Source organism: Dermatophilaceae bacterium Sec6.4 (assembly GCA_039636865.1).
Classification (GTDB): Bacteria; Actinomycetota; Actinomycetes; order Actinomycetales; family Dermatophilaceae; genus Allobranchiibius.
Genome location: CP144172.1, coordinates 2,455,212 through 2,480,277, shown reverse-complemented (window position 1 = coordinate 2,480,277; position 25,066 = coordinate 2,455,212). Strand labels below are relative to the sequence as shown.

Sequence of the window (25,066 nt, the reverse complement as noted above, 5' to 3'; positions counted from 1 at the left end):
ACCGATGTCTGACCTGACCGACGGCCCTGACATAACTGACAGCCCTGCCAAGACCGTCGTCGTCACGGGAGCAGCACGCGGAATCGGTGCGGCGATCGCGACCCGGATGGCCGCCGATGGTGCGCGCGTCGTGGTCGCCGACCGTGATGCGAAGGAGTTGACCCAGCTCGCCGAGCAGATCGGCGCCGACCCGGTCGTTGCTGACCTGTCGACGGAGCGCGGTGTCACCGATCTGGTCGACGCCGCCACTCGGTTGCTCGGCAGCATCGACATTTTCTTCGCCAACGCAGGGATCGGGCTCGGTACCGACCTGGCGCACACCAGTGACGAAGACTGGGCCACGGTCATGGATATCAACCTGTTGGCCCATATCCGTGCGGCGCGAGCCCTCGAACCGATCTGGATCCGTCAGGGCGGTGGTCGATTCGTCGTCACCGCGTCGGCGGCCGGGATGCTCACCATCCTGGGCGACCCGTCCTACGCCGTGACCAAACACGCAGCAGTTGCCTTCGCGCAGTGGTTGTCCGTCACGTACCGGCACCGCGGCGTGGTCGTGCAGGCAATCTGCCCACAAGGGGTGCAGACCCGGATGCTCGAGGCATCGGGGGAGTTGATCGACCTGCTGAGTCACGACGACGCACTATCGACCGAACAGGTCGCCGAGGTGGTTGCCGCAGCGCTGCACACCGAGGAATTTTTTATCCTCCCCCACCCGGAGGTCGCGGGATACGCCGCCACCAAGGCGAGCGAGCCGGACCGCTGGCTCGCCGGAATGAACAAGCTGCAACGCAAACTCGAGAAGGCACGGGAAGATCGAGGATGAGCGCTATGGACATGATGAAGGCTTGGCAGATCAACGAACTCGGGCAACCGCAGGACGTCCTTACCCTGGTCGACGTGCCGGTTCCGGTCCCCGGTGCCGGTCAGGTCGCCGTACGGGTGCTCGCTGCAGCGCTGAACTTCCCCGACGTCCTGATGTGCCAGGGCAAATACCAGGTACGCCCCGACCTGCCTTTCACCCCCGGGGTGGAGATCTGCGGCGAGATCACCGCTTTCGGTGAGGGGGTGGTGCCCGGCGACGGCATCCGGGTCGGCGCGCGTGTCCTCGGGTCGCCGGCTATCCCCGCCGGCGGATTCGCCCAGTTCGCCCTGATGGACGCCACCGACGTGCATCTGGCGCCCGCGGCGCTCGACGACGCGCAGGCCGCATCGTTCTGGATCGGCTATCAGACCAGCTGGTTCGCTCTGCACCGCCGGGCGATGCTGCAACCGGGGGAGACCCTGCTGGTGCATGCCGCAGCGGGTGGGGTCGGCAGCTCGGCCGTCCAGCTCGGCAAGGCCGCCGGTGCCCGCGTCATCGGAGTGGTCGGCGGACCCGAAAAGGCCCGGTTCGCCAGCGAACTCGGTGCCGACGTGGTGATCGATCGACATGCGCAGGACTTCGTGCAGGTGGTCAAGGAGGTCACCCAAGGTCGCGGGGCCGACGTCATCTACGATCCGGTCGGTGGCGACACCTACGACCGTTCGACCAAGTGCATCGCCTTCGAGGGCCGGATCGTGGTGATTGGTTTCGCCGGCGGACGTATCCAGTCGGCTGCGCTCAACCATGCACTGATCAAGAACTATTCGATCCTCGGGCTGCACTGGGGTCTCTATAAGTCCAAGATCCCCGAACTGATGACGCAGTGCCACGCCACGCTCACGCAACTGGCGCAGGACGGTATCGCCGTGCCGCTGGTCAGCGAACGCATCGGCCTCGACGGCGTACCGGACGCGTTGCGACGGCTGGGAGCGGGCGAGACGGTCGGCCGCGTCGTGATGATTCCGTGAGTCGCACCGAGCGAGCACAGGCGGTCCTGTTCGATTACGGCGGCGTGCTGACGGCGCCGATCCGCGACAGCATCTCCGCGTGGACGACCAGTGAGCACATCGATCCGCAGTCCTTCTCCCAGGTCCTGAAGATGTGGCTGGGACGCGCGGCGTCGCCGGACAGCCCTATCCACCGCCTCGAGCGCGGCGAGCTGACCGCAGACGGTTTCAACGCGCTGCTGACCCCGGAGTTGAGGTCGGTCGACGGCGGTCCGGTACAGCCTGGTCATCACCTACGCGGCATCTTCGCCACGAGTCGCGTCGATGCGAACACCGTCGAGGTCGTGCGAAAGTTACGCGCCGACGGCGTACGGACCGGGTTGTTGTCCAACAGTTGGGGGTTCTCCTACGACCGGAAGCTGCTGGCCGAGCTCTTCGACCCGATCGTGATCTCCGGCGAGGTCGGTATGCGTAAACCGGAGCGGCGCATCTTCGACCTCGCGGTCTCGCGCCTGGGACTGGACGCGGCGCAGGTGGTCTTCGTCGACGATGCCGAACCCAACCTGGTCGGTGCCCGCGCCGCCGGGCTGCAGACCGTGCTGCACACCGATGCGCACAGCACAGCTCGATCTCTGACCGCGCTGCTGACCCCAGCGCTCAGCCCCACGTCGTAGCCGCCTCAACAGCAAGGAGATTCGCCCATGCGTACATTCAATGGACTGGATGAGTTGGAAGCCGTCGTCGGGGAAGAGCTCGGCGTGAGCGAGTGGCACACGGTCACGCAGGAGCAGGTGAACACCTTCGCGGACGCCACCGGTGACCACCAGTGGATCCACGTCGACGTGGAGAAGGCGAAGCAGGGTCCGTTCGGTGGCACGATCGCGCACGGATACCTCACCTTGTCGCTCATCCCGTCGATGGTCTGGGAGATCTACACGGTGCAGGGCCTGTCGATGGGGATCAATTACGGCTCCAACAAGGTGCGCTTCCCCACCCCGGTGCCGGTCGGCTCCAGAGTGCGCGCGAGCGCCAAGCTCACCGCGCTGAACCGGGGCGCGAGCGGCGCTCAGAGCGTCGTGACGGTGACCGTTGAGCTCGAGGGTAGTGACAAACCGGCCTGCGTCGCCGAGACCGTCGCGGTGCTCGTGCCGTGAGCGACAGCCCGAAGGGTCTGGATCTCACCGCGCTCTCGCAATACCTGGAAGAACACGCGCCGGACTGCCTCAGCGGTGAGTTGAGCGCCGCGATCGTGGCCGGCGGCAAGTCCAATCTGACCTACGCCGTCACTGACGGCACCCGGCAGGTCATCGTGCGGCGGCCACCGCTGGGGCACGTGCTGTCCACAGCGCACGACATGGTGCGCGAGCACACGGTCATCACGGCGCTCGCACCGACCGACGTACCGGTTCCCGCCACGTACGCCGTATGCGCGGACGAGAGCGTCATCGGCGCGCCGTTCTACGTCATGCAGTTCGTGCAGGGCACGCCCTACCGCGACGCCTCCCAGTTGGAGCCACTCGGCGTAGACCGCACCCGGGCTATCGGCCACCGGTTGGTGGACACCCTCGTTGCGTTGCACGCCGTCGACTACGACGCGGTCGGGCTCGGTCAGTTCGGCCGACCGGAGGGTTTCTTGGAGCGCCAGGTGCGTCGCTGGCGCAAGCAGATGACCGCCTCCAGCAGTCGTGACCTGCCAGGCGCCGATGAATTGTCGGATCTTCTGGCAGCGCGGGTTCCGACGGGTGGTGACGTGTCGGTTCTGCACGGCGACTACCGGCTGGACAACCTCCTCGTGACGTCGGACGACGGGATCGGCGCGGTACTCGACTGGGAGATGGCAACGCTCGGTGATCCGCTGTCGGACGTTGCACTTTTCGTCGTCTATCAACGGCTTTCGCAACTGACGCCCGATTCTGGTGTCTCAGACGTGGCCAGCGCGCCGGGTTACCCCGACACGGAAGCCATGCTGGAGCGGTACACCCGTGCCAGCGGCCGCGACGTGTCACACATCGGCTGGCACCTGGGCTTGGCGTACTACAAGCTGGCGACCATCCTGGAAGGCATTCACTACCGATACATCCATGGCCAGACCGTCGGCCCCGGTTTCGAACACGTAGGGACGGCGGTCGGCCCCCTCGTGGACGCGGGGCTCACAGCCCTGCGGGAAGGCTGAGATGGACTTCGATTACGACGAGCGCACCAAGGCGCTGATGACCCAGCTACGCGAATTCGTCGACGAGCGGGTGATTCCCTCCGTCGACACCTTCCACGCGGAGTTGGACGCGTCCGATGATCGTTGGGCGTGGTCGCGTAGCGCGACCCTGCAGACCCTGCGGGACGATGCGCGCTCGCAGGGGTTGTGGAACCTGTTCCTGCCCGGCGAGCACGGCGCCGGCCTGACGAACCTGCAGTACGCGCCGCTTGCCGAGATCACCGGCCGAGCCCTGGAGCTGGCGCCTGCGACGGTGAACTGTTCCGCACCGGACACCGGGAATATGGAGGTGCTGGAGCAGTTCGGCACCCCCGAGCAGCAGGACCAGTGGCTGAAACCGTTGCTGGAGGGCAGGATCAGGTCGTCGTTCGCGATGACCGAGCCGGCCGTCGCCTCCTCTGATGCCACCAACATCGAGACCCGGATCGAACGGGACGGTGACGAATACGTCATCAACGGTCGCAAGTGGTGGATCACCGGTGCGATGAACCCCGACGCGGCCATCCTGATCGTGATGGGTAAGACCGATCCGGGGGCTGAGCGACACCGTCAGCAGAGCCAGATCCTGGTGCCGCGTGACACCCCCGGTGTGCAGATGGTGCGCGGGATGACCGTCTACGGGTACGACGACAACGACCACGGTGGGCACGCCGAGATCATTTTCGACAATGTCCGGGTGCCGGTGAGCAACCTGATCAGCGGCGAGGGCGAGGGCTTCGCGATTGCCCAGGCCCGCCTCGGCCCGGGTCGGATCCACCACTGCATGCGCTGTATCGGCGTCGCCGAGCTCGCCGTCGAGCTCATGTGTACCCGGGTCAGCGAGCGGGTCGCCTTCGGTCGGCCGCTCGCCGAGCAGGGCGTCATCCGCGACTGGATCGCCGAATCACGGGTGCGCATCGAGCAGTTGCGCCTGCTGGTGCTCAAGACCGCGTGGCTGATGGACACGGTCGGCAACAAGGGCGCGCACGCCGAGATCCAGGCCATCAAGATCGCCACTCCACGAACGGTTGAGTGGATCCTGGACAAGGCCATTCAGGCGCACGGAGCGGGCGGCCTGAGTCAGGACTTCCCGCTGGCGCGGGCAATGGCGGGTATCCGCACGTTGCGGTTCGCCGATGGTCCCGATGAGGTGCACAAGAACTCGCTGGCGAAGCGGGAGTTGCGCCGGCACACGAGTTAGTCAGGCAGTTAGGTGGAGCCGGGCGGCAGCGTGGTCGTCCGGCTGGAACAAGGGAGATCTCATGCCGACACTGTCCGTGGCGAGCATCCTGTCCGACTCGGCCAAGCGCCGCCCTGACAAGGTGGCGATCGTCCAGGGCGAGCGGCGGGTGACGTATGCGCAGCTGTGGGACAGCAGTCTGCGGGTGGCCGGCGCCCTCGCCGAGCGCGGTGTCGGTCCGGGGTCGCGGGTCGCGCTGTTCGCGCCGAACGTCATCGAGTTCGTCAGTGGCTACTACGGGGTCATCGCGGCCGGTGCGACCGCGGTAATGATCTCGCCGCTGCTGACCCCCGCAGAGGGCGGCGAGATGGTCCGAAGGTCGGGCGCCGACCTCGTGCTGTTCCATGAGTCCGTGGGACAACTGGCTGCGGCCATTGCGCAGCAGGGCGGCGCCAGCGCGATCCTGGTGAGCGAGCTGGCAACGTACCCTGACCCGCTACCCACCTACGTCACCCGGGCGCCCGACGACATCGCCGTGCTGATCTTCACCAGTGGCACCACGGGCCGGCCCAAGGCGGTGATGCTCTCCCACCTGAATCTGATCATGACGGTGCTGAACATGGCCTATGACTCCGACACCCCGGCAAACTCCCAGGACGTGGTCATGGGATGTCTGCCGTTGTTCCACATCTTCGGTCAGCAGGCGTCGATGAACACCCCGCTGCGGGTCGGCGCGACGATGGTCCTGATGCCACGGTTCGATGCGGCTGCCTGTCTGCGCAGCTTCAATGACGAAGGGGTCACTGTGTTCGCCGGGGTGCCCACGATGTTCGTGCAGTTGCTGCAGGCGGCCGCCCGACCCGGTGCACCGGGTATCCCGCTGATGAAGCGGGTCGCCTCCGGTGGAGCTGCCCTGCCGGTAGCGGTGCTAGAGCAGGTCGAAGCAACATTCGGGGCGCAGATCACCGAGGGTTACGGGCTGTCGGAGACCTCACCCGGCGCCACGTCGAACCAGCAGGTCTACGGCGTGCGGCCGGGCACCGTCGGTCACCCGTCCTGGGGAGTGGAAGTGGAGATTGCCGACAGCGCGATCGAGGACCGGGTCGAACTGATCCCGGTGGGCGAACGCGGTGAGGTCGTGGTGCGCGGACACTGCGTTTTCGAGGGCTACCTCGATGATCCCGAAGCCACTGCTGCGGCCATCCAGGACGGCTGGTTCCGCACCGGAGACATCGGGGTGAAGGACGCGGACGGTTTTCTGTCGATCGTGGACCGCAAGAAGGACCTGATCATCCGTGGCGGGTTCAACATCTACCCCCGCGAGGTCGAAGAAGTCCTGGTGACCCATCCTGACGTACAGATGGCAGCCGTCGTCGGCGTGCCCGACGCCGAGTACGGTGAGGAGATCGTCGCGTTCGTGACGCTGATTGCCGGCTCGGTCAGCACGGCAGACGATATTCAGCTGTTTGCCCGAGAACATCTCGCGCGGTACAAATATCCCCGCACGGTTCATGTCCGGGAAGATCTGCCGCTCGGACCGTCGATGAAAATTCTGCGCCGGGAGCTTCGCAGGCAGGCCGGCGCGGACAGCTGACACCCGGACGAGGGAGAATCGGGCAGGTGACCAGAAGACGTCGAGTGTCCGAAGTGCTGAGCGCACTGGATGCGCGGTGGTCAGCGACCCTTCCTGGCCACACGCTGCGACGTTCCCAGACCCTGGACCTGGGCAATTACACGCTCGCGCTCGCCGCCCAGCAACTGCTCTGCGTGGTGCCGCTGCTGATCGCGACCTCAGCACTGTTGCGGCGGTTCCACCAGGGGTCGGCGTTCGGTCTGATCAGCGACGCACTGGGTCTGAACGCGGAGGGCCGAAAAGACGTACGGGCCCTGCTGGAGCCGACCGCCGATCCTGGGTGGGGGCAGCTGGTCATCGGGCTCGTCCTGGCGATCGCCTTCACAGTTGGGGTCGCCGGAACCACCCAGCGCATCCTGGAAATCGCCTGGGACCGCCCCAGGATGCCGTGGCAGCGGTGGTGGTGGATGCGACTGGTATGGGTCGTGTCGCTGGTGCCGTTTCTCGCGGCGGCGATGTGGCTCAGCGGGCACACCCGCAACTGGCCGGTCAACGGCGTTGCCGAAGTCGCCCTCGAGTCGGTCACGCTCGGGATCGCGATGGGCGGGTTCTACTGGTGGACACAGTGGTCCCTGCTGTTACGGCGGGTGCCCTGGTCCAAGCTGGCTCCAGGGTCGTTACTGATCGCCGGGGGCGCCGTGCTCGTCTCGATCGGCTCCGAGATCTGGATCCCCGGTCAGATCACCGAACAGGTGAAGGACTACGGCCTGGTGGGTAGCACCTTCGTGCTCTCGGTCTGGGTGCTCACCGTCAGTGGCGTGATCGTCGCCGGGATCCTGCTGAACGCCGTACTGGACGACCGCAGAGCGGCGCGGGTACGCGGCGACTCGGTGCGACTGCAGGATTGGCGCAGCCGAACCGACGTCTGATCCCCCGCGAAGTTCTACGCTGCGCCGTACTGTTGCTGCTCTGGTCTGCGAACTATTCGTCCTGGTCGTCGCGTCGGCGCAGGTAGCGCTGAAATTCTCGCGCGATGGCGTCCCCACTCGCCTCGGGCAGCTCGGTGGTGTCCTGCGCCTCCTCCAGCGAGTGCACGTAATCCGCGACCTCGTCGTCCGAAGCGGCCAGTTCATCCACCCCGTGCTCCCACGCCCGGGCCAGATCCGGCAGGTCGGCGTGTCCGATCAGGGTGTCGAGCAGCTCCTCCAGCCTGGCCAGCAACGCCAGTGTCGCCTTGGGGGACGGGCTTCCACCGGCATAGTGCGGAACTGCCGCCCAACAGGACAGCTGAGGCACGCCCGCCGAACGGGCTGCTTCGGCCAGCACGCCGACGATGCCCGACGGACCCTCGTACTTGCTCGCCTCCACGTCGTACCGCAGTTGGGACTGCTCATCATCGGAGGTCACGGTCACCGGTATCGGTCGAGTGTGCGGCACGTCGGCAAGCAGCCCTCCCAACGTCACGATCATGGCCACATCGACTTCGGCCGCCAGTCCCATCAGCTCGCGGGTGTACCCCAGCCAGCGCATCGACGGTTCAATGCCCTGGACCAGAAGCACATCGCGTTCCAGGGGGGTGTCGCGCGCCAGGAAGACCTTGGTCGTCGGCCAGGTGAGCATCCGGTCCGCGCCGGTTCCGGAGACCTGTGGTCGGTTGACCTGGAAGTCGTAGTAGAGCTCAGGATCCATCGCGCACAACGGTTGTGCATCCCACATCGAGATCAGGTGGGCCAACGTCGAACTCGCCGTCTCGCCGGCATCGTTCCAACCCTCGAATGCGGCGATCATGATCGGATCCCGCAGCAAGGGAATGTCCTCGAACTCGATCACGGACGACCTCCCAGCCTGCTGGTGTGCGGCGCGGCGACTGCACGCGCAAGGCACCAGCCTATTGACTCTGCAGGGCTCGCCCTGCGGGCGAGGTGTATACGAGGTGTGCAGCCCTCGTAGAATCAACGTGTCATACCGATGAAGGGACACCATCAGTGAGCAGCCGCTCCACGGGCCCCAGGCCCACACCCGCCCTGCAACCGGACTGCACCCAGCAGTTGCGTACGTTGCTCAGCTCTCGGATTCTCATCCTGGACGGCGCCATGGGCACCATGATCCAGCGACATCGACTGGGCGAGGCGGAGTACCGCGGCGAACGATTTGCGGACTGGGACAGTGACCTCAAGGGCAACAACGACCTGCTGTCGCTGACCCAGCCGGAGCTGATCGGCTCGATTCACGCGGAGTATCTGGCGGGTGGCGCCGACTTCATCGAGACCAACACCTTCAACTCCCAGCGCATCTCGCTGTCCGACTACGGCATGCAGGACCTCGCCTACGAATTCAATGTCGCCTCGGCGCGATTGGCCCGCGAGGCGTGTGACATTGCCACCGAGCAGGATCCGCAGCGCCCTCGGTATGTCGCCGGTGCGTTGGGCCCGACCGGGCGCACCGCGTCCATCTCCCCGGATGTCAACGACCCGAGCAAACGCAACGTGACATTCGAGGAGCTGGTGGAGGCCTATCTCGAGCAGGCCAACGGACTGGTCGACGGCGGCGCGGACCTCCTGCTGATCGAGACCATCTTCGACACCCTGAACGCGAAGGCTGCCATCTTCGCCGTGGAGACGCTCTTCGAGCAGCGCGAACGCCGGTGGCCCGTCATCATTTCCGGCACCATCACCGATGCTTCGGGCCGGACCCTGACCGGTCAGGTCACCGAGGCCTTCTGGAACAGCGTGCGGCACGCCAAGCCGCTCGCGGTCGGCCTCAACTGCGCGCTCGGAGCCGCCGAGATGCGGCAGTACGTGCAGGAACTGTCCAACATCGCGGACTGCTTCATCTCCTGCTACCCCAACGCAGGGCTACCCAATGCTTTCGGCGAATACGACGAAGAGCCCGACCACATGGGCGACATCGTCGGGTCGTTCGCGGCCGACGGCCTGGTCAATATCCTCGGCGGATGCTGCGGCACGACGCCGGAGCACATCACCGCAATTGCGGAACGGGCCGCTCACCACTCACCCAGGGTGGTCCCGAGCATCCCGCCGGCCCTGCGGCTGTCCGGTCTCGAGCCGATGACGGTGCTGCCCGACTCGTTGTTCGTGAACGTTGGAGAGCGCACCAACATCACCGGATCCGCGCGCTTCCGCAAACTGATCAAGGCGGGTGACTACACCGCAGCGCTCGCGGTGGCACGCCAACAGGTCGAAGCGGGCGCCCAGGTCATCGACATCAACATGGACGAGGGGATGATCGACGGTGTCGAGGCGATGGACCGCTTCGCGAAGCTGATCGCCTCCGAGCCCGATATCTGCCGGGTGCCGGTGATGGTCGATTCCTCCAAGTGGGAGGTCATCGAGGCCGGGCTGCGTTGCATCCAGGGCAAATCGATCGTCAACTCCATCTCGATGAAAGAAGGAGTCGAGGCGTTCAAGGAACGCGCCCGGCTGTGTCGTAAATACGGTGCGGCGATTGTGGTCATGGCGTTCGACGAAGACGGCCAGGCCGACAATCTTCAGCGCCGCAAGGACATCTGCCAGACGGCGTACCGGATCCTGGTGGACGAGGTGGGCTTCCCGGCCGAGGACATCATCTTCGACCCCAATGCCTTCGCGCTGGCCACCGGTATCGAGGAGCACTCGAACTACGGCGTCGACTACATCGAGGCGACGCGGTGGATCAGGGCGAACCTGCCGTACGCGGGTATCTCCGGCGGCGTCTCCAACGTCTCGTTCTCCTTCCGGGGCAACAACCCGGTGCGGGAGTCGATCCACGCGGTCTTCCTCTACCACGCCATCAAGGCCGGCATGACGATGGGAATCGTGAACGCAGGCGCACTGGTCGTCTACGACCAGATCGACCCTGAATTGCGCGAGCGCATCGAGGACGTCGTATTGAACCGTCGCCCGGATGCGGCCGAGCGGCTGCTGGAAATCGCCGAACGGCACAACGCGACCGGCCCGCAGACCCCCGCCCAGCAGCAGGAATGGCGCTCATTGCCGTTGCGCGAACGGATCACCCACGCGTTGGTCAAGGGCATCGACGAGCACGTGGTGGACGACACCGAGCAGCTGCGGCTGGAGCTGGTCGAGAGCGGCGGCCGGCCCCTGGACGTCATCGAGGGTCCGCTGATGGACGGAATGGGCGTCGTCGGCGACCTGTTCGGTGCGGGCAAGATGTTCCTGCCTCAGGTGGTGAAGTCGGCCCGGGTGATGAAGAAAGCAGTGGCACACCTCATCCCGTTCATCGAGGCGGAGCGGAAGCCAGGGGATGCCGCACGCACCAAGGGCAAGATCGTGATGGCGACGGTCAAGGGCGACGTGCACGACATCGGCAAGAACATCGTCGGAGTCGTGCTGCAGTGCAACAACTACGACGTCGTCGACCTCGGTGTGATGGTGCCGGCACGGAAGATCCTGGATGCCGCGAAAGCCGAGAACGCCGATGTGATCGGGCTGTCCGGGCTGATCACGCCGTCGCTGGATGAAATGGTCGGTTTCGCCGAGGAGATGGAGCGCCTCGGCCTCGATATCCCCCTCCTGATCGGTGGCGCCACCACCTCGCGCGCGCACACTGCCGTCAAGATCGACCCGAAGTACTCCGGTCCCGTGGTGTGGGTCAAGGACGCCTCGCGTTCGGTGCCCACCGTGGCTGCCCTGTTGTCCGACGAGCGTCGGGGAAAGCTGCTCGCCGACGTGGACGCCGACTACACCTCGTTGCGCGCCCGCCATGCCGCGAAGCGCACCGATCGCAAATTGATCGGCTACGACACGGCCCGCGAGCGTCGTAGTCCGGTCGACTGGTCCGACTACGTCCCGCCGCGCCCGCACTTTCTGAGCGACCAGGACGAGGTGGACGGGCCCACTGCGTGGACAAAGACGTTCGCCGAGTTTCCGTTGGGAACATTGCGGGAGTACATCGACTGGCAGCCGTTCTTCAATGCGTGGGAGATGAAGGGTCGTTTCCCCGACATTCTCAACAATCCCGCGACCGGCGACGTTGCCCGCAAGTTGTGGGACGACGCCCAGGCGATGCTGGACACCGTCATCGAGGAGAAGTGGCTCACGGCCAACGGCGTTGCCGGTTTCTTCCCGGCCGCCGCAGTGGGTGACGACGTCGAGCTCTACACCGGCGAGGACCGCAGCGATATCCGGCTCAAACTGCACCACCTGCGTCAGCAGGGCGACCACCGCCCCGGTGTCCCGAACAGGTCGCTGGCCGACTATGTCGCGCCGAAGGACACCGGTCTACGCGACTATGTCGGCGGTTTCGCGGTGACCGCCGGCCTGGGCGCCCAGGAACACATCATGAAGTTCAAGGACGACCTGGACGACTACAGCGCGATTCTGCTGGAGTCGCTGGCCGACCGTCTCGCCGAAGCCTTCGCCGAGTGCCTGCACAAGATCGTGCGCCATGAACTGTGGGGGTACGCACCCGATGAGAAGCTGGACAACCTGGAGTTGATCGGCGAGAAGTATGTCGGAATCCGCCCCGCCCCGGGGTACCCGGCCTGTCCGGATCACACTGAGAAAGCCACCATCTGGGAGCTGCTGAACGTCGAGCAGGAGACCGGTATGGAGTTGACCGAGTCGATGGCGATGTGGCCCGGGGCCTCGGTGAGCGGGTTGTACTTCTCGCATCCGGCCAGTCAGTACTTCGTGGTCGGTCGTGTCGGTCAGGACCAGGTGACTGACTACGCCGAGCGCAAGGGCTGGTCGATGCAGGTCGCGGAGAAGTGGTTGTCTCCCAACCTCGGTTACGACCCAGAGAGCTGATACGTGTCGCTACCCCAAGCCGTGCTGTGGGACATGGATGGCACGATCGTGGATACCGAGCCCTACTGGATCGACGCCGAGCATGCCCTGGTGCAGTCCTACGGCGGTACCTGGACGCAGGAGCTGGCCCATGAGTGCGTGGGCAACGAGCTGATCGTGTCGGCGCAGATCATCCGGGCCAATTCCCCGGTGACACTGCCGGCAGCCGACATCGTGCAGGTGTTGCTGAGCTCGGTGGTTGCTGCCATGAAGGTGCACGTCCCCTGGCGACCCGGTGCGCAGGAGCTGTTGCTCAGCTGCCGCGAGGCGGGCGTGCCCAACGCGTTGGTGACGATGTCGTACCGGTCTTTTGCTCAGGTGCTGGTGGATGCGCTGCCGGAGGGCACCTTCTCCGCCGTGATCACCGGCGAAGCCGTGAGCGAAGGCAAACCGTCGCCGGAGCCCTACCTCGCGGCGTGCCGTGCGCTCGGTGTCGACCCAGCGGACTGTGTTGCCATCGAGGACTCACCACCGGGTGTCCGATCAGCGGTAGCTGCCGGGGTCCGAACCATCGGGGTGCCGCACATCGTCGCGCTGCCCGACCTACCTGACGCGGTGCAGATTGCGTCGTTGGCCGGTCTGGGCCCCGATGATCTGCTGCGGTTGTTTGCTCCCAGCTGAGCATCGCGGTGGGTCATTCAGGGTCGGCGACAGCACCTGAGCGCACGGGATCGACGGCCAGTTCACGAGCGTGCTCCGGCAATGGTGGCGCGGTACCGCCATGGGCGGGACATATGTCGCGGAAGCTGCACCAGTCGCACAGCCGCGAGGGACTGGGTCGCCAGTCGCCGTCGGCCGCGGCCCGCTCGATGGCCGCCCACAGGGCCTGCACCTTGCGCTCGGTCGCCACGAGGTCGCGTTCTTCCGGTTCGTAGCGGACGATCTCGGAATTTCCGAGGTAGACCAGCTGCAGCATGCGCGGCACCACGCCACGTGTTCGCCAGATCACCAGGGCGTAGAACTTCATCTGGAACAGGGCTTTCGCCTCGAACAGCTGTGAGGGTGAGCGGCCGGTCTTGTAGTCCACGACGCGCACCTCACCGGTCGGCGCTACATCCAACCGGTCCACGTACCCGCGCAGGGTCAGCCCGTCGACCTGTGCCTCCACGTAGAGCTCACGTTCGGCCGGCTCCAACCGCGTCGGGTCCTCCAGCGTGAACCACCGCCCGACCAGGGCGGCTGCGTCGTCGATCCACTGCTGCATTCCGTCCGGACCCGCTGCGACGAGAGTTGCCAGCTCCGGCTCGTCCGCGACCAGAGCATCCCACTGTGGCCGGATCAGGGTGCGGGCATGTTCGATGGTGCGCTCGGGCGCCGACACGTCGAACAACCGCTCGAGCACGGAGTGCACGAGCGTTCCGCGGGCGGCCGCCGGGCTGGGCGGCTCGGGCAGTTTGTCGATCGTGCGGTAGCGGTACAGCAGCGGACACTGCATGAAGTCCGAAGCTCGGCTGGGGGACAGCGCCGCCCGACGGACACCCGGTACAGAGCCGGATTCCGCGGACGATGCATGAGGTCGCGCCATGGGGTGACTGTAGGGCGCACCACCGACACCGGGCGCACGGCGGTTAACCTCTCCTCATGCCGCGCAGCCCCGAAGGTCCCGGTCCCGGGTGGCAGATCGGTCAGGTCCGTGGGACCCCGATCTACCTGGGGCGCAGTTGGCCGATCATCGCCGTCCTGATCATTTTCCTGTTCGGCCCGCAGGTCCAGGATGCGCTGCCGCAGCTCAGCGCGCTCGAAGCCAAGTTGGTCGCGGTCGGATACGCCCTCCTGCTGCTCTTCTCCGTCGTCGTGCACGAGGCCTCGCATGCGGTGGTGGGGCAGTGGCGCGGCTACCAGGTGCACCGGATCGTTGCGGACCTGTGGGGTGGGCACACGTCCTACAACACAGCCGACACCACACCCCTGTCCAGCGCGCTGGTGGCCGCCGCAGGCCCGCTCAGCAACGGCATCCTGGCGGGGCTGGGATATCTCCTGCTGCAGGCCACCGACGGGGGAGTGACCGGTCTGCTGGTGCTGGTGTTCATCTGGACGAACAGCTTCGTCGCCATCTTCAACTTGCTGCCGGGGCTGCCGCTGGACGGCGGTTTCCTGCTGGACTCGCTGGTCTGGCGCATCACCGGCTCGCGGTCCTCAGGGCTGCGCGTCGCAGGATGGACCGGTCGCGTGCTGGCCGTGTTGGTCGTGGTCGGTGGGGCCGGGCAGGGCCTGCTGCGGGGCGGTCGACCGGACCTGTTCACCCTTCTGTGGGCGTTGCTGATCGCCGGTTTCCTCTGGGCGGGCGCGACCAACGCGATCTCCCGTGCGACCTCCTCGGACGTGATCGCCAAGGTGACGGTGCGCCAGCTGCTGCGCCGCGTGACGTCCGTGCCGTCGGGCACTGCTCTGTCGCGGCTGCAGGGTGACGGCGACGTGGTCGTCGTCGGTGCAGACGGGGTGGCGTGGGGTCTGGCGTCGGCAGCAGACCGCTCGGTGGTGCCCGGTCGGCCCGGTGCTGCCGTGCCGGTCGACGCAGTCGCACGCCGCCAGCCGCCGGGGTGGTCGATCAGCATCGGATCGGTCGACGACGACTGCACCGAACTGATCGCAGCCGTGCAGTCGTCGCCGCAACAGCCCGAACACCTACTGGTCAGCCAGCGGGGCGGGCCGCTGCTGGGCGTCGTACGCACCGCAGACCTCGGAAATGCCTTGCAGGCAGCATCGGGGAAGGGCTAGCCCTGGTGACCGTCCTGCAGCAGGTCGCGGTGGATCGTGCTCCGTAGGTCGCCGCGGTGCAGTTGCAACACGTGGCCGTTGCCGAGCGTGTTCCAGCCGGACTGGTCATGGTCCCACCCGGATGAGGCCACCAGCGCCTGATCGTCCTGCACCAGGTATCGAAGTGCGAAGGTGTCCACCGGGTCGCCCTTTCGCTCGACGGCTGCCGGGTCCCAGCATTCGACGGCGTAGAGCGAGTCATCGGTCAGCAACATGCAGTTCAACGACAGGTAGTCGACCTGCGACTGGCGGATCGAGTCGATGGCGGCGTGCAGCGCCGCCACGGGTTCACTGTTTCGCAGATGGGCCAGGATCAGGTCGAAGAAGAGTTCGCTGTCGGTGTCGCCCATGGGGGCCGGAGCGTGCACTGCGTGAGCGAGATCCTCCAGCGGCTGTTGCGGGTAGAGCCAGCCGTTGTGGGCGAATGCAACGCTGCCCGAGACGAACGGGTGGGTGTTGGCCACCTCATTCGACATCTGCGGCGATGCCTTGCGGATGTGCAGCAGCGCAGCGTCCGTATGAGCGCCGTTCACCGCCTCGTCGAAATTGGCACTGTGCAGCGCTGATTCGGGGCGCTTGTGACACACGAGTTCATTGTGGGAATCCCAGTACGCCAGCCCCCACCCGTCGCAGTGGACCTGTGAGAGCGACCTGAAGGACTGCAGGGAGGTCCCCAGGGTTTGGGACAGTTCCTGGTCTTTGGGTGTGATGACAGCGAGTAGACGACACATGGATAGGCCTCTTTCGGGCAGGACGACAGGATGCAACACGGTGGGATACAGCCGGGTACGAGGAGGTGCTCAGCGCATCGCGACGGCGATCTTTTCTTCGGCGTTGCCGACCGCACCGGCAGAACGCCCCGATCGGCGGCTGTGGCTCAGACGCCGCTCCAGGTAGTGGGCGAGTTGCGACAGCAGCGCATTCACCACGACGTAGATCAGCGCGGCGATCAGGTAGGTCTGGATGAGCAGGTGCAGGCTTGCGGTGATGTTCTGGGCGGTCCTCATCAATTCCGGGTAGGACACGACGTACCCCAGCGTGGTGTCTTTCAGGACGGTGATCAGTCCGTTGACCAGCGCCGGCACCAGCAGGCGAATGACCTGGGGTAGCACCACCAGTCGCATCATCTGGGTGCGACGCATGCCCACTGCCTCTGCTGCCTCGAACTGACCCCGATCCAATGCCCCGATGCCGGCGCGGAAGACCTCCGCCAGGATTGCGACGTTCGTCAGGATGATCGGAGCGACCAGTTTCCAGAAGATCGGCAGATTGACGCTCCAGAACGGCAGCACGAGCAGGAAGAAGTAGATCAGCAGCAGCAGCGGGATCGAGCGGAAGAATTCCACATAGATCCGCGCGACGACACGTACCGGGGTGAAGACCGAAACGCGCATCAAACCCACGAGGGCACCGAGCGGGAAGGAGATCAACACGGCGACGACGGTCGCCCGAAGCGTGCCCTCCATGCCCTGCCAGATGACGTTCACGATGTATCCCTGGGTGAAGGGACTCCACTGTCCGGCTGCGAGTTGACCACTGCGCCCGAACTGCCAGACCGCTGCGGCGACGACCGCCGCAGCCACCGCGAGCACACCCACGGTCGCCACCACGATGCGCCGGCGACCTTGCGGCCCGGGTTCGTCGAAGAGGACGTTCGCCTTACTCATCGGCCGATCCTCAATTTGCGTTCCAGTGTCGCGCCGACTCCGGAGCCGCCGAACGAGATCACCATGTAGAGCACTCCGGCGGCGATGAAGATGGCCGGCTCGGCGTTCTGCAACATGATGAACTCGGTCCTGTTGGTGAGATCGGACACGCCGACAGCCGAGGCGAGCGAGGAGCCGAGTGCGACTCCGATGAAGGAGTTGACCAGGGGCGCGATCATCGTGCGCAGCGCCTGAGGCAGGATCACCAGCCGCAGCGACTGGGTGAAGGTCAACCCGATGGCTCGGGCTGCTTCGGCCTGCCCGAGTGGGATGGCGTTGACACCGGCCCGGATCGACTCGCAGACGAACGCGCCGGCCGCCAACATCAACCCGAGCGCAGCGCACCAGAACAACGAGATGGTGAGCCCGAGGTCAGGTAACCCGAACGCAAAGAGGATCAGCAGCGACAGCAGCGGGATGTTACGGAAGAACTCCACGTAGAGGGTTCCGGCGGCGCGCAACGGCGGGATCGGTGATACCCGGCACATGGCCACGAAGGATCCGATGACCATTGCTCCGCCGAAACCGATCACGGTCAGCAGGGCCGTGATTCCGAGGCCTACTCCGATGCTGTGCAGGTTCGAGGTGATGACGTCCATGGCAGGCCTGTGAACCGACCGCGCGGCTCAGGCGCCGGTGACGGATCCGAGGGTGGGCGTTGCGGGGGCGGCGCCGCTGACCACGGTGCCGATAGTGGCCTTCCACAGCTTCGCCCAGTCCCCGTTCTTGTAGATCTCCTGCAGGAACGCATCGACGAACTTCTTTGCGCTCGGGTCCTTCAGCGGCAGCCCGATGCCGTAGGGCTCCTTGGTGAAGGGCTGGCCTACCACCTTGACCTTCTTGTTCGTGCTCGCGTCACTGATCAGGATGCCCTGGTCGAGCACGTAGGCGTCTGCGCGACCCTGCTGCAGAGCCGCTACACACTCCGCGTCCTGCTGAAGCAGCAGGAGCTTGGCGGTCGGCACCCGCTTCTTGATGTCGAGCGCAGCGGTGGACCCGGATTCGGTCACGACCGTCTTCCCGGCGAGGTCGGCCACGGTTTTGATGTCGTTGTTGTCGGCCTTGACCATGATGGCGTCGCCCGACTCGTAATACGGCCCTGCGAAGGCGACCTTCTTGGCGCGGGCGGGAGTGATGGAGTAGGTCGCGAACACGGCGTCGACCGTGCCGTTCTGTAGCAGGCTCTCCCGGGTATCCACGCTGACCACCGTCACCTTGGTCAGGTCCTTGGGGGCGGACTTGCCGGTGATGTAGCGCGCCAGCAGCTGGGACAGGCCGGCGTCGAAGCCGGTGAGTTCACCGGTGGACAGGCTCTTCATCGAGAACAACGGGCTCGTCTCGGTCGCACCGACGCGTAGAACTCCGTTCTTCTTGACAGCCGCTGCCCAGGGGCTCGCGGCAATAGCGGCCGCGCTCGCGACGGGTCCGCCGGCGATGATCTTGTCGTAGGCGCTGCCTGATCCTCCCGCGGCGCTGCTCTTGCCGCCGCTGCTACCGCCACATGCGGCGAGCAGGGTGGCGATCGAGCCGATGCCCACTCCGGACACGAGGGTCCGGCGGCTGACGATGTGGCGATCTGAGATGTTCATGATGGCTCCCTGAAGGGTGTGAAGAGGGCTAAGGGCGTGAAAAGGGCTGAGGGTTGACTTCAGTGCGCCAGGATTTTGGACAGGAAATCCTTGGCGCGTTCGGTGCGTGGGTGGTCGAAGAACTCCTGCGGTGGGGCAATCTCCAGGATGTGACCGGCGTCCATGAAGACGACGCGGTCGGCGGCCTGACGGGCAAAACCCATTTCGTGGGTGACCACGATCATGGTCATTCCCTCGGCGGCAAGGGCCACCATGACGTCGAGCACTTCTTTGATCATTTCCGGGTCCAGGGCTGAGGTCGGTTCGTCGAAGAGCATCAGCTTCGGCCGCATCGCCAGCGCCCGGGCGATCGCAACGCGTTGCTGCTGCCCGCCGGACAGCTCGGCCGGATAGCGGCCGGCCTTGTCGGTGAGCCCGACACGCTCCAGCAGGTCCATCGCCTGCTTGGTCGCATCGGACTTACTTGTTTTCAGCACGTTGACCGGGCCCATCGTGATGTTCTGCAGCGCGGTCTTGTGCGCAAAGAGGTTGAACGACTGAAAGACCATGCCGACCTCGGAGCGCAGCTTTGCGAGGTCTCGTCCCTCCTGAGGCAGGAGCTGATCGTCGATACGGATCGAGCCCGTCGTGGTGGATTCCAACCGGTTGATGCATCGACACAGCGTTGATTTACCGGAGCCGGAGGCGCCCAGGACCACGACGACCTCACCGGCGGCCACGTCCAACGAGACATCGTCCAGCGCGGTGAAGTCGCCGAACATCTTGCCCACGGACTGCACCTGCACCAGCGGCGCACCAACGGTTTTCGCGCCCGGTGAGGGGTGGGATGCCTGCCCGGAATCGACCATGTACCCGACGCTAAGCTGCGACGACCTCAAGAACAATAATCAATGTTTCAGACTGCTTCAAAGTAATGCTTATAGTTGCTGATGATCGACGCAACGTCCCTGGAGTTGCTGAGCCTTGTCGCGCGGACGGGCTCCTACTCTGCGGCTGCGCGCGCCCTGCAGATGACTCAACCCGGCGTCACCTACCAGATCCGACGCCTGGAGCGGTCGCTGGGAGCCCCCGTGACCGTACGGATGGGCCGCTCGATGCAGCTGACAGCTCTCGGAGAAATGGTGCTGGAGTTCGCGCAGCCGGCTCTGGAGGAGCTGCGCGCGATGGAACGGCGCATCGCTGCCGCCGTCGGGGAGGGGGTGGGGTTGGTGCGGTTGGTCGCATTCCCCAGCGGGAACGCCACCATCGTGGCAACAGCGCTGGCCCAACTGCGACAGGAGCATCCGCAGATCGAGGTCCGCGTAGCGACAGCGGAGCAACCCCGTGCCTACGAGATTGTCCGGTCCGGAGAAGCCGACCTCGCGTTGACGTACCGGTTCGGTGACGGGGACGACGTGCCCAGCCCGGGGCAGATTGACGGGCTCCGGCATCTCGACGTGATGACCGAGCCGATCTCGCTCCTGATGCCGCGCGATCATCCCGGTGCCGGGCGACAGTTGCTGGATGTTGCTGAGCTACCGGACGCACGGTGGCTGCTGGGATCGCAGCGCTTCGCCCGGCTGCTGCAGGCCCTGTACGCACCCACCGGGGTCGATCCGCATATCCAGATTGTCGCCGACGACTACGTTGCGATGCAGTCGTTCGCGGCTGCCGGCCTGGGCTTGACGCTGCTGCCGGAGCTGGCGGTCCGCGCCCACCGCCACCACGCACTGGTGGCCCGCACACTGGTCGGCTGGCCACAACGTCGCCTGTCGATCGATTTCTGGCCCGATCAGGAACGGGTGCCCGCAGTCCGAGCTGTGATCGAGGCCCTGCGGCAGGCGCCGAAGACGTTGAATCTCACCAGTCGCTCCACCCGCGGCAGTACAGGTGGCGGCAGCGCAGGGAACGGGTGACCTGAACAGACATAGACTCACCGCCCATGACCGCACATGCCACCGGAGCCGACGCCAGGCGCGGGCCGTTCACTGACGGTGAGCGCATCCAGCTGACCGATGCCAAGGGACGGATGCACACCATCACCCTCGGTGCGGGCAAGCAGTTCCACACCCACCGGGGGCATCTGCTGCACGATGACCTGATCGGCAGCCCGGACGGCTGCACCATCACCAATACCGCAGCGGTGCAGTACCTCGCACTGCGTCCGCTCTTGTCGGACTACGTGATGTCGATGCCGCGCGGCGCCGCCGTTGTCTACCCGAAGGACGCGGGGCAGGTCGTTGCAATGGCCGACATCTTCCCCGGCGCCCGCGTCGTGGAGGCCGGCGTGGGCTCGGGCGCGCTCAGCATGTCGTTGCTGCGGGCGGTGGGGGACACGGGTCACCTGCACTCCTTCGAACGCCGGGCCGAGTTCGCCGACATCGCCCGCGGAAACGCACGCGCATTTTTCGGTGGCGACCACCCGGCATGGAAAGTAACGGTGGGTGACCTCGTCGAGTCGCTGCCCGAGCACGAGGAGCCCGGCTCGGTCGACCGGGTGGTGCTGGACATGTTGGCGCCCTGGGAATGCCTGGATGTCGTGGCGGACGCACTCGCGCCGGGCGGGGTGCTGATCTGTTATGTCGCCACGGCCACGCAGCTGTCCCGGGTCGCTGAGACATCTCGTGACCACGGCGGCTTCACCGAGCCGCAGGCCTGGGAGTCGATGGTGCGCGGTTGGCACCTGGAAGGACTCGCCGTCCGCCCGGAACATCGGATGCACGGGCACACCGGATTCCTCATCACGACCCGCCGGCTCGCGCCCGGCGTGACACCCCCGCTGCGCAAACGGAGGCCTTCCAAGGGCACGTTCGAGGGCGATCCGGCACTGATCTGGGACGCAGAGGACCTCGGCGAGCGACCGTTGTCGGAAAAGAAGATCCGCAAGGTACGGCGCACCGTTGCGGAGCCGCCAGCACAGGAGTGAACACCTCGGGTTAGGGTCGGGTCAGATCATTCACGAAGCTCGCGAGCGCTGACCGCAGGAGGCTCGATGCCCGACCGGCCGTCCGATGATTCCCTTTCCTACGATACCGTTGACAGTCTGCAGCGTGAGGTGAAGGCCTTGCGTGAACGACTTGCCACGACCTCAGGTCCCGCGCGTGCTTCGATCCCCTCCCAGCAGGTCACGCAACTGCAGGCCTCCGTCGGCACGCTCTCGGCGCAGAACGAGCGCCTGGTGCGCACCCTGGGCGATGCTCGCGACCAGATCGTGACCCTCAAGGGTGAGATCGATCGTCTGGCGCAGCCACCCGCCGCCTACGGCATCGTGATCATGGCTCGCGACGACGGCACCGCTGACATCCTGAACAGTGGTCGCAAGATGCGGGTGGCCTACAGCCCCGCCCTGGAATTGACTGATCTGCGCCCCGGCCGTGAGGTCCTCCTGAACGAGGCGATGAACATCGTGGCCACCACCGGGTATGAGTCGATCGGTGAACTGGTCACGGTCAAGGACCGCCTCGGCGAGGACCGCGTTCTCGTGGTCGGGCACTCCGATGAGGAACGCGTCTGCCGGTTGGCGGCCAGCCTCGAGGGCGAGCCGATTCGCACCGGTGACTCGCTGCTGCTGGACAGTCGCAGCGGCTTCGTCTACGAACGCATCCCCAAAGCCGAGGTCGCTGACCTCGTGCTGGAAGAAGTACCCGACATCCGGTACGAGGACATCGGTGGTCTGGCCGGCCAGATCGAGCAGATCCGCGACGCCGTGGAGTTGCCCTACCTGCACGCGGAGTTGTTCCGTGAGCACTCGCTGCGCCCGCCCAAAGGTGTACTGCTCTACGGCCCGCCCGGGTGCGGTAAGACGCTGATCGCCAAGGCGGTCGCGGCATCGCTGGCGCGACAGGTTGCCGAAAAGACCGGCCGGACCGGGACGCGTAGTTACTTCCTGAACATCAAGGGCCCGGAGCTGCTCAACAAGTACGTCGGTGAGACCGAGCGGCATATTCGGCTGATCTTCCAGCGCGCTCGCGAAAAGGCGTCGGACGGTACGCCGGTCGTGGTCTTCTTCGATGAGATGGAGAGCTTGTTCCGGACCCGTGGATCAGGCGTGTCCTCCGACGTGGAAACCACGATCGTGCCGCAGTTGCTCGCCGAGATCGATGGCGTGGAGCGGCTGGAGAATGTCATCGTCATCGGCGCCTCCAACCGTGAGGACATGATCGATCCGGCGATTCTGCGCCCCGGACGGCTCGACGTGAAAATCAAGATCGAGCGGCCCGACGCCGAAAGTGCCCGGGACATCTTCGAGAAATACCTGGTCGCGAGCCTGCCGCTGCACGCGGACGATCTCGCGGAGCACGGCGGGTCGGCGGCCGACACCGTCGAGGCGATGATCCAGGCCACTGTGGAGCGGATGTACACCGAGATCGACGAGAACAAGTTCTTGGAAGTCACCTACGCGAGTGGGGACAAGGAGGTCCTGTATTTCAAGGACTTCAACTCCGGCGCGATGATCCAGAACATCGTGGACCGTGCGAAGAAGATGGCGATCAAGGACCAGATCACGCTCGGCGCCAAAGGGATTCGAGTCGATCACCTGCTGCAGGCATGTGTCGATGAATTCAAGGAGAACGAGGACCTGCCCAACACCACCAACCCGGATGACTGGGCGCGCATCTCCGGCAAGAAGGGTGAGCGCATCGTTTACATCCGCACCCTGATCGACGGCAAGAACGGTACTCAGCCGGGCAAGGCCATCGACTCGATCGCAAACACCGGCCAGTACCTCTGAGCCAATCCCACGCGGTGTCGACTCCACGTGGTGAACCGCTCGGCGCGTCAGTTCGCCACAGCCACGTGCCGGCGGATGAAGTCGTTGGCGAATTTGTCGGTCGGGTCCATTCGGCGTCGTAGCGCGTCGAAGTCGTTCAGTCGCGAGTAGTGCGCGTCCAACCTGCCGGGGTAGGTGAACACCTTCCCCCAGTGCGGACGGACATCCAGATCGGACAGCGCCTGCTGCACCGCGTCCACGACGCTCAGGACAGCTGGCATGTCCGGCGCCCAGGTGAAGTGCAGAGCGACGCTGTCGCGCTTCGACGCAGGACTGAGCCACTGCGTCTCCGCCGCGACAGCGCGGATCTCGCTGATGATCAGCGCCGGTGAGATGAGATGTCCGATCTCGCGGAGGGCTGCCACTGCCGCCGGCCCGTCTGCCCGGGGTACGAAGAACTCGGACTGGATCTCCTGGCCGGAGCTCGGGGTGAAACCGAGCTTGAAATGCGGCAGCCGGTCCGACCAGAGCCCGGGCACCCCTGCCTGCTCGGTCACCTTCTGGTTGGACTCCCCGCTCACCCACGCCGGGTGCAGCGTCTGGTCGACGCGTCGGGTGTGCGGTAGCGCTGGTCGGCTGAATCCTGCACCGACACGGCTCTTGCAGAGGATGTGATCCGGGCCCTGCCCGGTCCACCGACTGAAGACACTGACGCTGTAGGCAGACTCCAGGACCGTGTCGAGGCTGTCGATCAGTTGACTCCAGGTGATGCCCTGGTAGGTGTCCTGACAAATTCGGAAGGTGGGTAGCACCGCCAGCCGCAGCTTGGTGACGATGCCCAGCGCGCCCAGCGAGACCACCATGGCATCGAAGGTCGGATCAGTACGGTCATACCAGCGCAGCGAGCCATCGCTGCGCAGTAGTTGGATGGCCAGGACGGCCTGCGACAGACCCGGTTGGTGCACTCCCGAGCCGTGTGTGCCGGTAGCGACGCTTCCCGCGATGGTGATGTGTGGCAAGGACGCGAGGTTGGCCAGTGCGAGATCGGCGGCGACCAGGAACGGCACGAGCACGCCGTAGGTCATCGCTGCGTCGACCTCCACGTAGGTTCGGTCCGTGCTGAGCACCGGGGGACCCACCATTACGGACAGATCGACCTGCACCCCATGTTCACTGTCGGCGATGCTGTTGAAGCTGTGTCCGGAACCGAGCACCTTCACTGCCGACGCGTTGCTGACCACGCGGGCCAGGTCGTCCACGGAAGTCGGCTGCACACGTTGCGCCGCTCGGAAGGTGTACGTCCCGGACCAGGTGGTGCCTACTGGGTCCGTCGTCGCCGCCATAGCAGAAGTATGACCCGCCAGCCCAGCAGGAACAGTCCGAGTAAGAGGGTCGCGACAATGATGAAACTGACGGCGATACCCCGCCCGGTAGCCGCTCGGAGCGACATACCGAGCACAATTGTTGCGAGCCAGACGGCGACCCCTGCCACCAGTGATGTCGGGGCCCGATCCAGCAGAAACCACGCGATCGCCCATCCGACGGCGGCTCCGACCAGGAACGGCCACGCGACGGAAAGCGATTCCAGCACCGGTTGCGCCTCGGAGTGCGAGGCCCGACCGATGGCCGCGAAAACGATGATGAACGCCGCGTCGATCAGACCAGCGGCCACTACGGAGCGCACCGCGACGTCGCGTCCTACAGATCTCTGCGAGCCCGCCGCGCCCTGTGTGGATGCGTGATCGACCATGAGAGGAGCCTAAG

23 protein-coding genes are annotated in these 25,066 nt (G+C 65.6%); 14 read left to right on the top strand and 9 right to left on the bottom strand.

Annotation, left to right across the window (positions count from 1 at the left end):
* The first annotated feature begins 4 nt into the window (after nt 1-4).
* The 8 genes from V3G39_11820 (at nt 5) to V3G39_11785 (ending at nt 7,682) form a co-directional block, all read left to right on the top strand.
* Nucleotides 5-823, top strand: coding sequence for an SDR family oxidoreductase (locus tag V3G39_11820; GenBank protein XAS75351.1), 819 nt, complete (start codon nt 5-7; stop codon nt 821-823).
* Nucleotides 820-1,830 carry an NADPH:quinone oxidoreductase family protein gene (locus V3G39_11815; GenBank protein ID XAS75350.1) on the top strand — a complete coding sequence of 337 codons (1,011 nt, stop codon included), beginning with the start codon at nt 820-822 and terminating at the stop codon, nt 1,828-1,830. The genes V3G39_11820 and V3G39_11815 overlap by 4 nt, the downstream gene beginning before the upstream one ends.
* Entirely contained in the window at nt 1,827-2,483 is a 657-nt protein-coding gene (locus tag V3G39_11810) for an HAD family phosphatase (GenBank protein XAS75349.1), read from the top strand. Before V3G39_11815 ends, V3G39_11810 begins: the two co-directional genes overlap by 4 nt.
* A gap of 27 nt (nt 2,484-2,510) precedes the next feature.
* Complete coding sequence (locus V3G39_11805) at nt 2,511-2,963, top strand: MaoC family dehydratase (protein XAS75348.1); 453 nt, start codon at nt 2,511-2,513, stop codon at nt 2,961-2,963.
* Nucleotides 2,960-3,982, top strand: coding sequence for a phosphotransferase family protein (locus tag V3G39_11800; protein XAS75347.1), 1,023 nt, complete (start codon nt 2,960-2,962; stop codon nt 3,980-3,982). The genes V3G39_11805 and V3G39_11800 overlap by 4 nt, the downstream gene beginning before the upstream one ends.
* A gap of 1 nt (nt 3,983) precedes the next feature.
* A complete protein-coding gene (locus V3G39_11795; GenBank protein XAS75346.1) occupies nt 3,984-5,201 on the top strand; it encodes an acyl-CoA dehydrogenase family protein in 1,218 nt (405 codons plus the stop codon).
* Between the two features lie 61 nt (nt 5,202-5,262).
* Nucleotides 5,263-6,774: a long-chain fatty acid--CoA ligase gene (locus V3G39_11790; protein ID XAS75345.1), complete on the top strand. Its 1,512-nt coding sequence runs from the start codon at nt 5,263-5,265 to the stop codon at nt 6,772-6,774.
* A 26-nt stretch (nt 6,775-6,800) separates the two neighbouring features.
* Nucleotides 6,801-7,682: a hypothetical protein gene (locus tag V3G39_11785; GenBank protein XAS75344.1), complete on the top strand. Its 882-nt coding sequence runs from the start codon at nt 6,801-6,803 to the stop codon at nt 7,680-7,682.
* Nucleotides 7,683-7,734: 52 nt separating this feature from the next.
* Here the strand turns inward: V3G39_11785 and V3G39_11780 are convergent, their stop codons facing one another.
* Nucleotides 7,735-8,583 (bottom strand): PAC2 family protein, encoded by an 849-nt coding sequence (locus V3G39_11780; protein ID XAS75343.1) that lies wholly within the window; start codon nt 8,581-8,583, stop codon nt 7,735-7,737.
* A 263-nt stretch (nt 8,584-8,846) separates the two neighbouring features.
* Here V3G39_11780 and metH point away from each other — a divergent pair, with 263 nt between their 5' ends.
* Both metH and V3G39_11770 read left to right on the top strand, forming a co-directional pair.
* Nucleotides 8,847-12,521 carry a methionine synthase gene (gene metH, locus V3G39_11775; GenBank protein XAS78226.1) on the top strand — a complete coding sequence of 1,225 codons (3,675 nt, stop codon included), beginning with the start codon at nt 8,847-8,849 and terminating at the stop codon, nt 12,519-12,521.
* A gap of 3 nt (nt 12,522-12,524) precedes the next feature.
* Nucleotides 12,525-13,181: an HAD family phosphatase gene (locus tag V3G39_11770; GenBank protein XAS75342.1), complete on the top strand. Its 657-nt coding sequence runs from the start codon at nt 12,525-12,527 to the stop codon at nt 13,179-13,181.
* 13 nt (nt 13,182-13,194) lie between these two features.
* Here the strand turns inward: V3G39_11770 and V3G39_11765 are convergent, their stop codons facing one another.
* Nucleotides 13,195-14,085 (bottom strand): PD-(D/E)XK nuclease family protein, encoded by an 891-nt coding sequence (locus V3G39_11765; protein ID XAS75341.1) that lies wholly within the window; start codon nt 14,083-14,085, stop codon nt 13,195-13,197.
* 56 nt (nt 14,086-14,141) lie between these two features.
* On the opposite strand from V3G39_11765, the gene V3G39_11760 reads away from it, so the two are divergent.
* Nucleotides 14,142-15,278, top strand: a complete 1,137-nt coding sequence (locus V3G39_11760; GenBank protein ID XAS75340.1) for a site-2 protease family protein — start codon at nt 14,142-14,144, stop codon at nt 15,276-15,278.
* Here V3G39_11760 and V3G39_11755 read toward each other — a convergent pair.
* From V3G39_11755 to V3G39_11735, 5 genes are all read right to left on the bottom strand, one after another.
* On the bottom strand, nt 15,275-16,048 hold the full coding sequence (locus V3G39_11755) for a class II glutamine amidotransferase (protein XAS75339.1): 774 nt from the start codon (nt 16,046-16,048) through the stop codon (nt 15,275-15,277). The genes V3G39_11760 and V3G39_11755 overlap by 4 nt on opposite strands.
* A gap of 69 nt (nt 16,049-16,117) precedes the next feature.
* Nucleotides 16,118-16,984 carry an amino acid ABC transporter permease gene (locus tag V3G39_11750; GenBank protein XAS75338.1) on the bottom strand — a complete coding sequence of 289 codons (867 nt, stop codon included), beginning with the start codon at nt 16,982-16,984 and terminating at the stop codon, nt 16,118-16,120.
* Nucleotides 16,981-17,622, bottom strand: coding sequence for an amino acid ABC transporter permease (locus V3G39_11745; GenBank protein ID XAS75337.1), 642 nt, complete (start codon nt 17,620-17,622; stop codon nt 16,981-16,983). The genes V3G39_11750 and V3G39_11745 overlap by 4 nt, the downstream gene beginning before the upstream one ends.
* Nucleotides 17,623-17,649: 27 nt before the next feature.
* Nucleotides 17,650-18,612, bottom strand: coding sequence for a glutamate ABC transporter substrate-binding protein (locus V3G39_11740; GenBank protein XAS75336.1), 963 nt, complete (start codon nt 18,610-18,612; stop codon nt 17,650-17,652).
* A gap of 59 nt (nt 18,613-18,671) precedes the next feature.
* Nucleotides 18,672-19,460: an amino acid ABC transporter ATP-binding protein gene (locus V3G39_11735; GenBank protein XAS75335.1), complete on the bottom strand. Its 789-nt coding sequence runs from the start codon at nt 19,458-19,460 to the stop codon at nt 18,672-18,674.
* An 81-nt stretch (nt 19,461-19,541) separates the two neighbouring features.
* Here V3G39_11735 and V3G39_11730 point away from each other — a divergent pair, with 81 nt between their 5' ends.
* The 3 genes from V3G39_11730 (at nt 19,542) to arc (ending at nt 23,323) form a co-directional block, all read left to right on the top strand.
* Nucleotides 19,542-20,507, top strand: coding sequence for a LysR family transcriptional regulator (locus V3G39_11730; protein XAS75334.1), 966 nt, complete (start codon nt 19,542-19,544; stop codon nt 20,505-20,507).
* Between the two features lie 26 nt (nt 20,508-20,533).
* Nucleotides 20,534-21,517 (top strand): tRNA (adenine-N1)-methyltransferase, encoded by a 984-nt coding sequence (locus V3G39_11725; protein XAS75333.1) that lies wholly within the window; start codon nt 20,534-20,536, stop codon nt 21,515-21,517.
* A gap of 66 nt (nt 21,518-21,583) precedes the next feature.
* Nucleotides 21,584-23,323, top strand: coding sequence for a proteasome ATPase (arc, locus tag V3G39_11720; GenBank protein ID XAS75332.1), 1,740 nt, complete (start codon nt 21,584-21,586; stop codon nt 23,321-23,323).
* 47 nt (nt 23,324-23,370) lie between these two features.
* Here the strand turns inward: arc and V3G39_11715 are convergent, their stop codons facing one another.
* Together V3G39_11715 and V3G39_11710 are read right to left on the bottom strand one after the other, a co-directional pair.
* The gene (locus tag V3G39_11715) at nt 23,371-24,645 is read right to left on the bottom strand and encodes a D-arabinono-1,4-lactone oxidase (protein XAS75331.1); all 1,275 of its coding nucleotides are present in this window, start codon (nt 24,643-24,645) and stop codon (nt 23,371-23,373) included.
* Nucleotides 24,621-25,052, bottom strand: a complete 432-nt coding sequence (locus tag V3G39_11710; protein XAS75330.1) for a DUF3054 domain-containing protein — start codon at nt 25,050-25,052, stop codon at nt 24,621-24,623. Before V3G39_11710 ends, V3G39_11715 begins: the two co-directional genes overlap by 25 nt.
* Nucleotides 25,053-25,066: the final 14 nt, after the last annotated feature.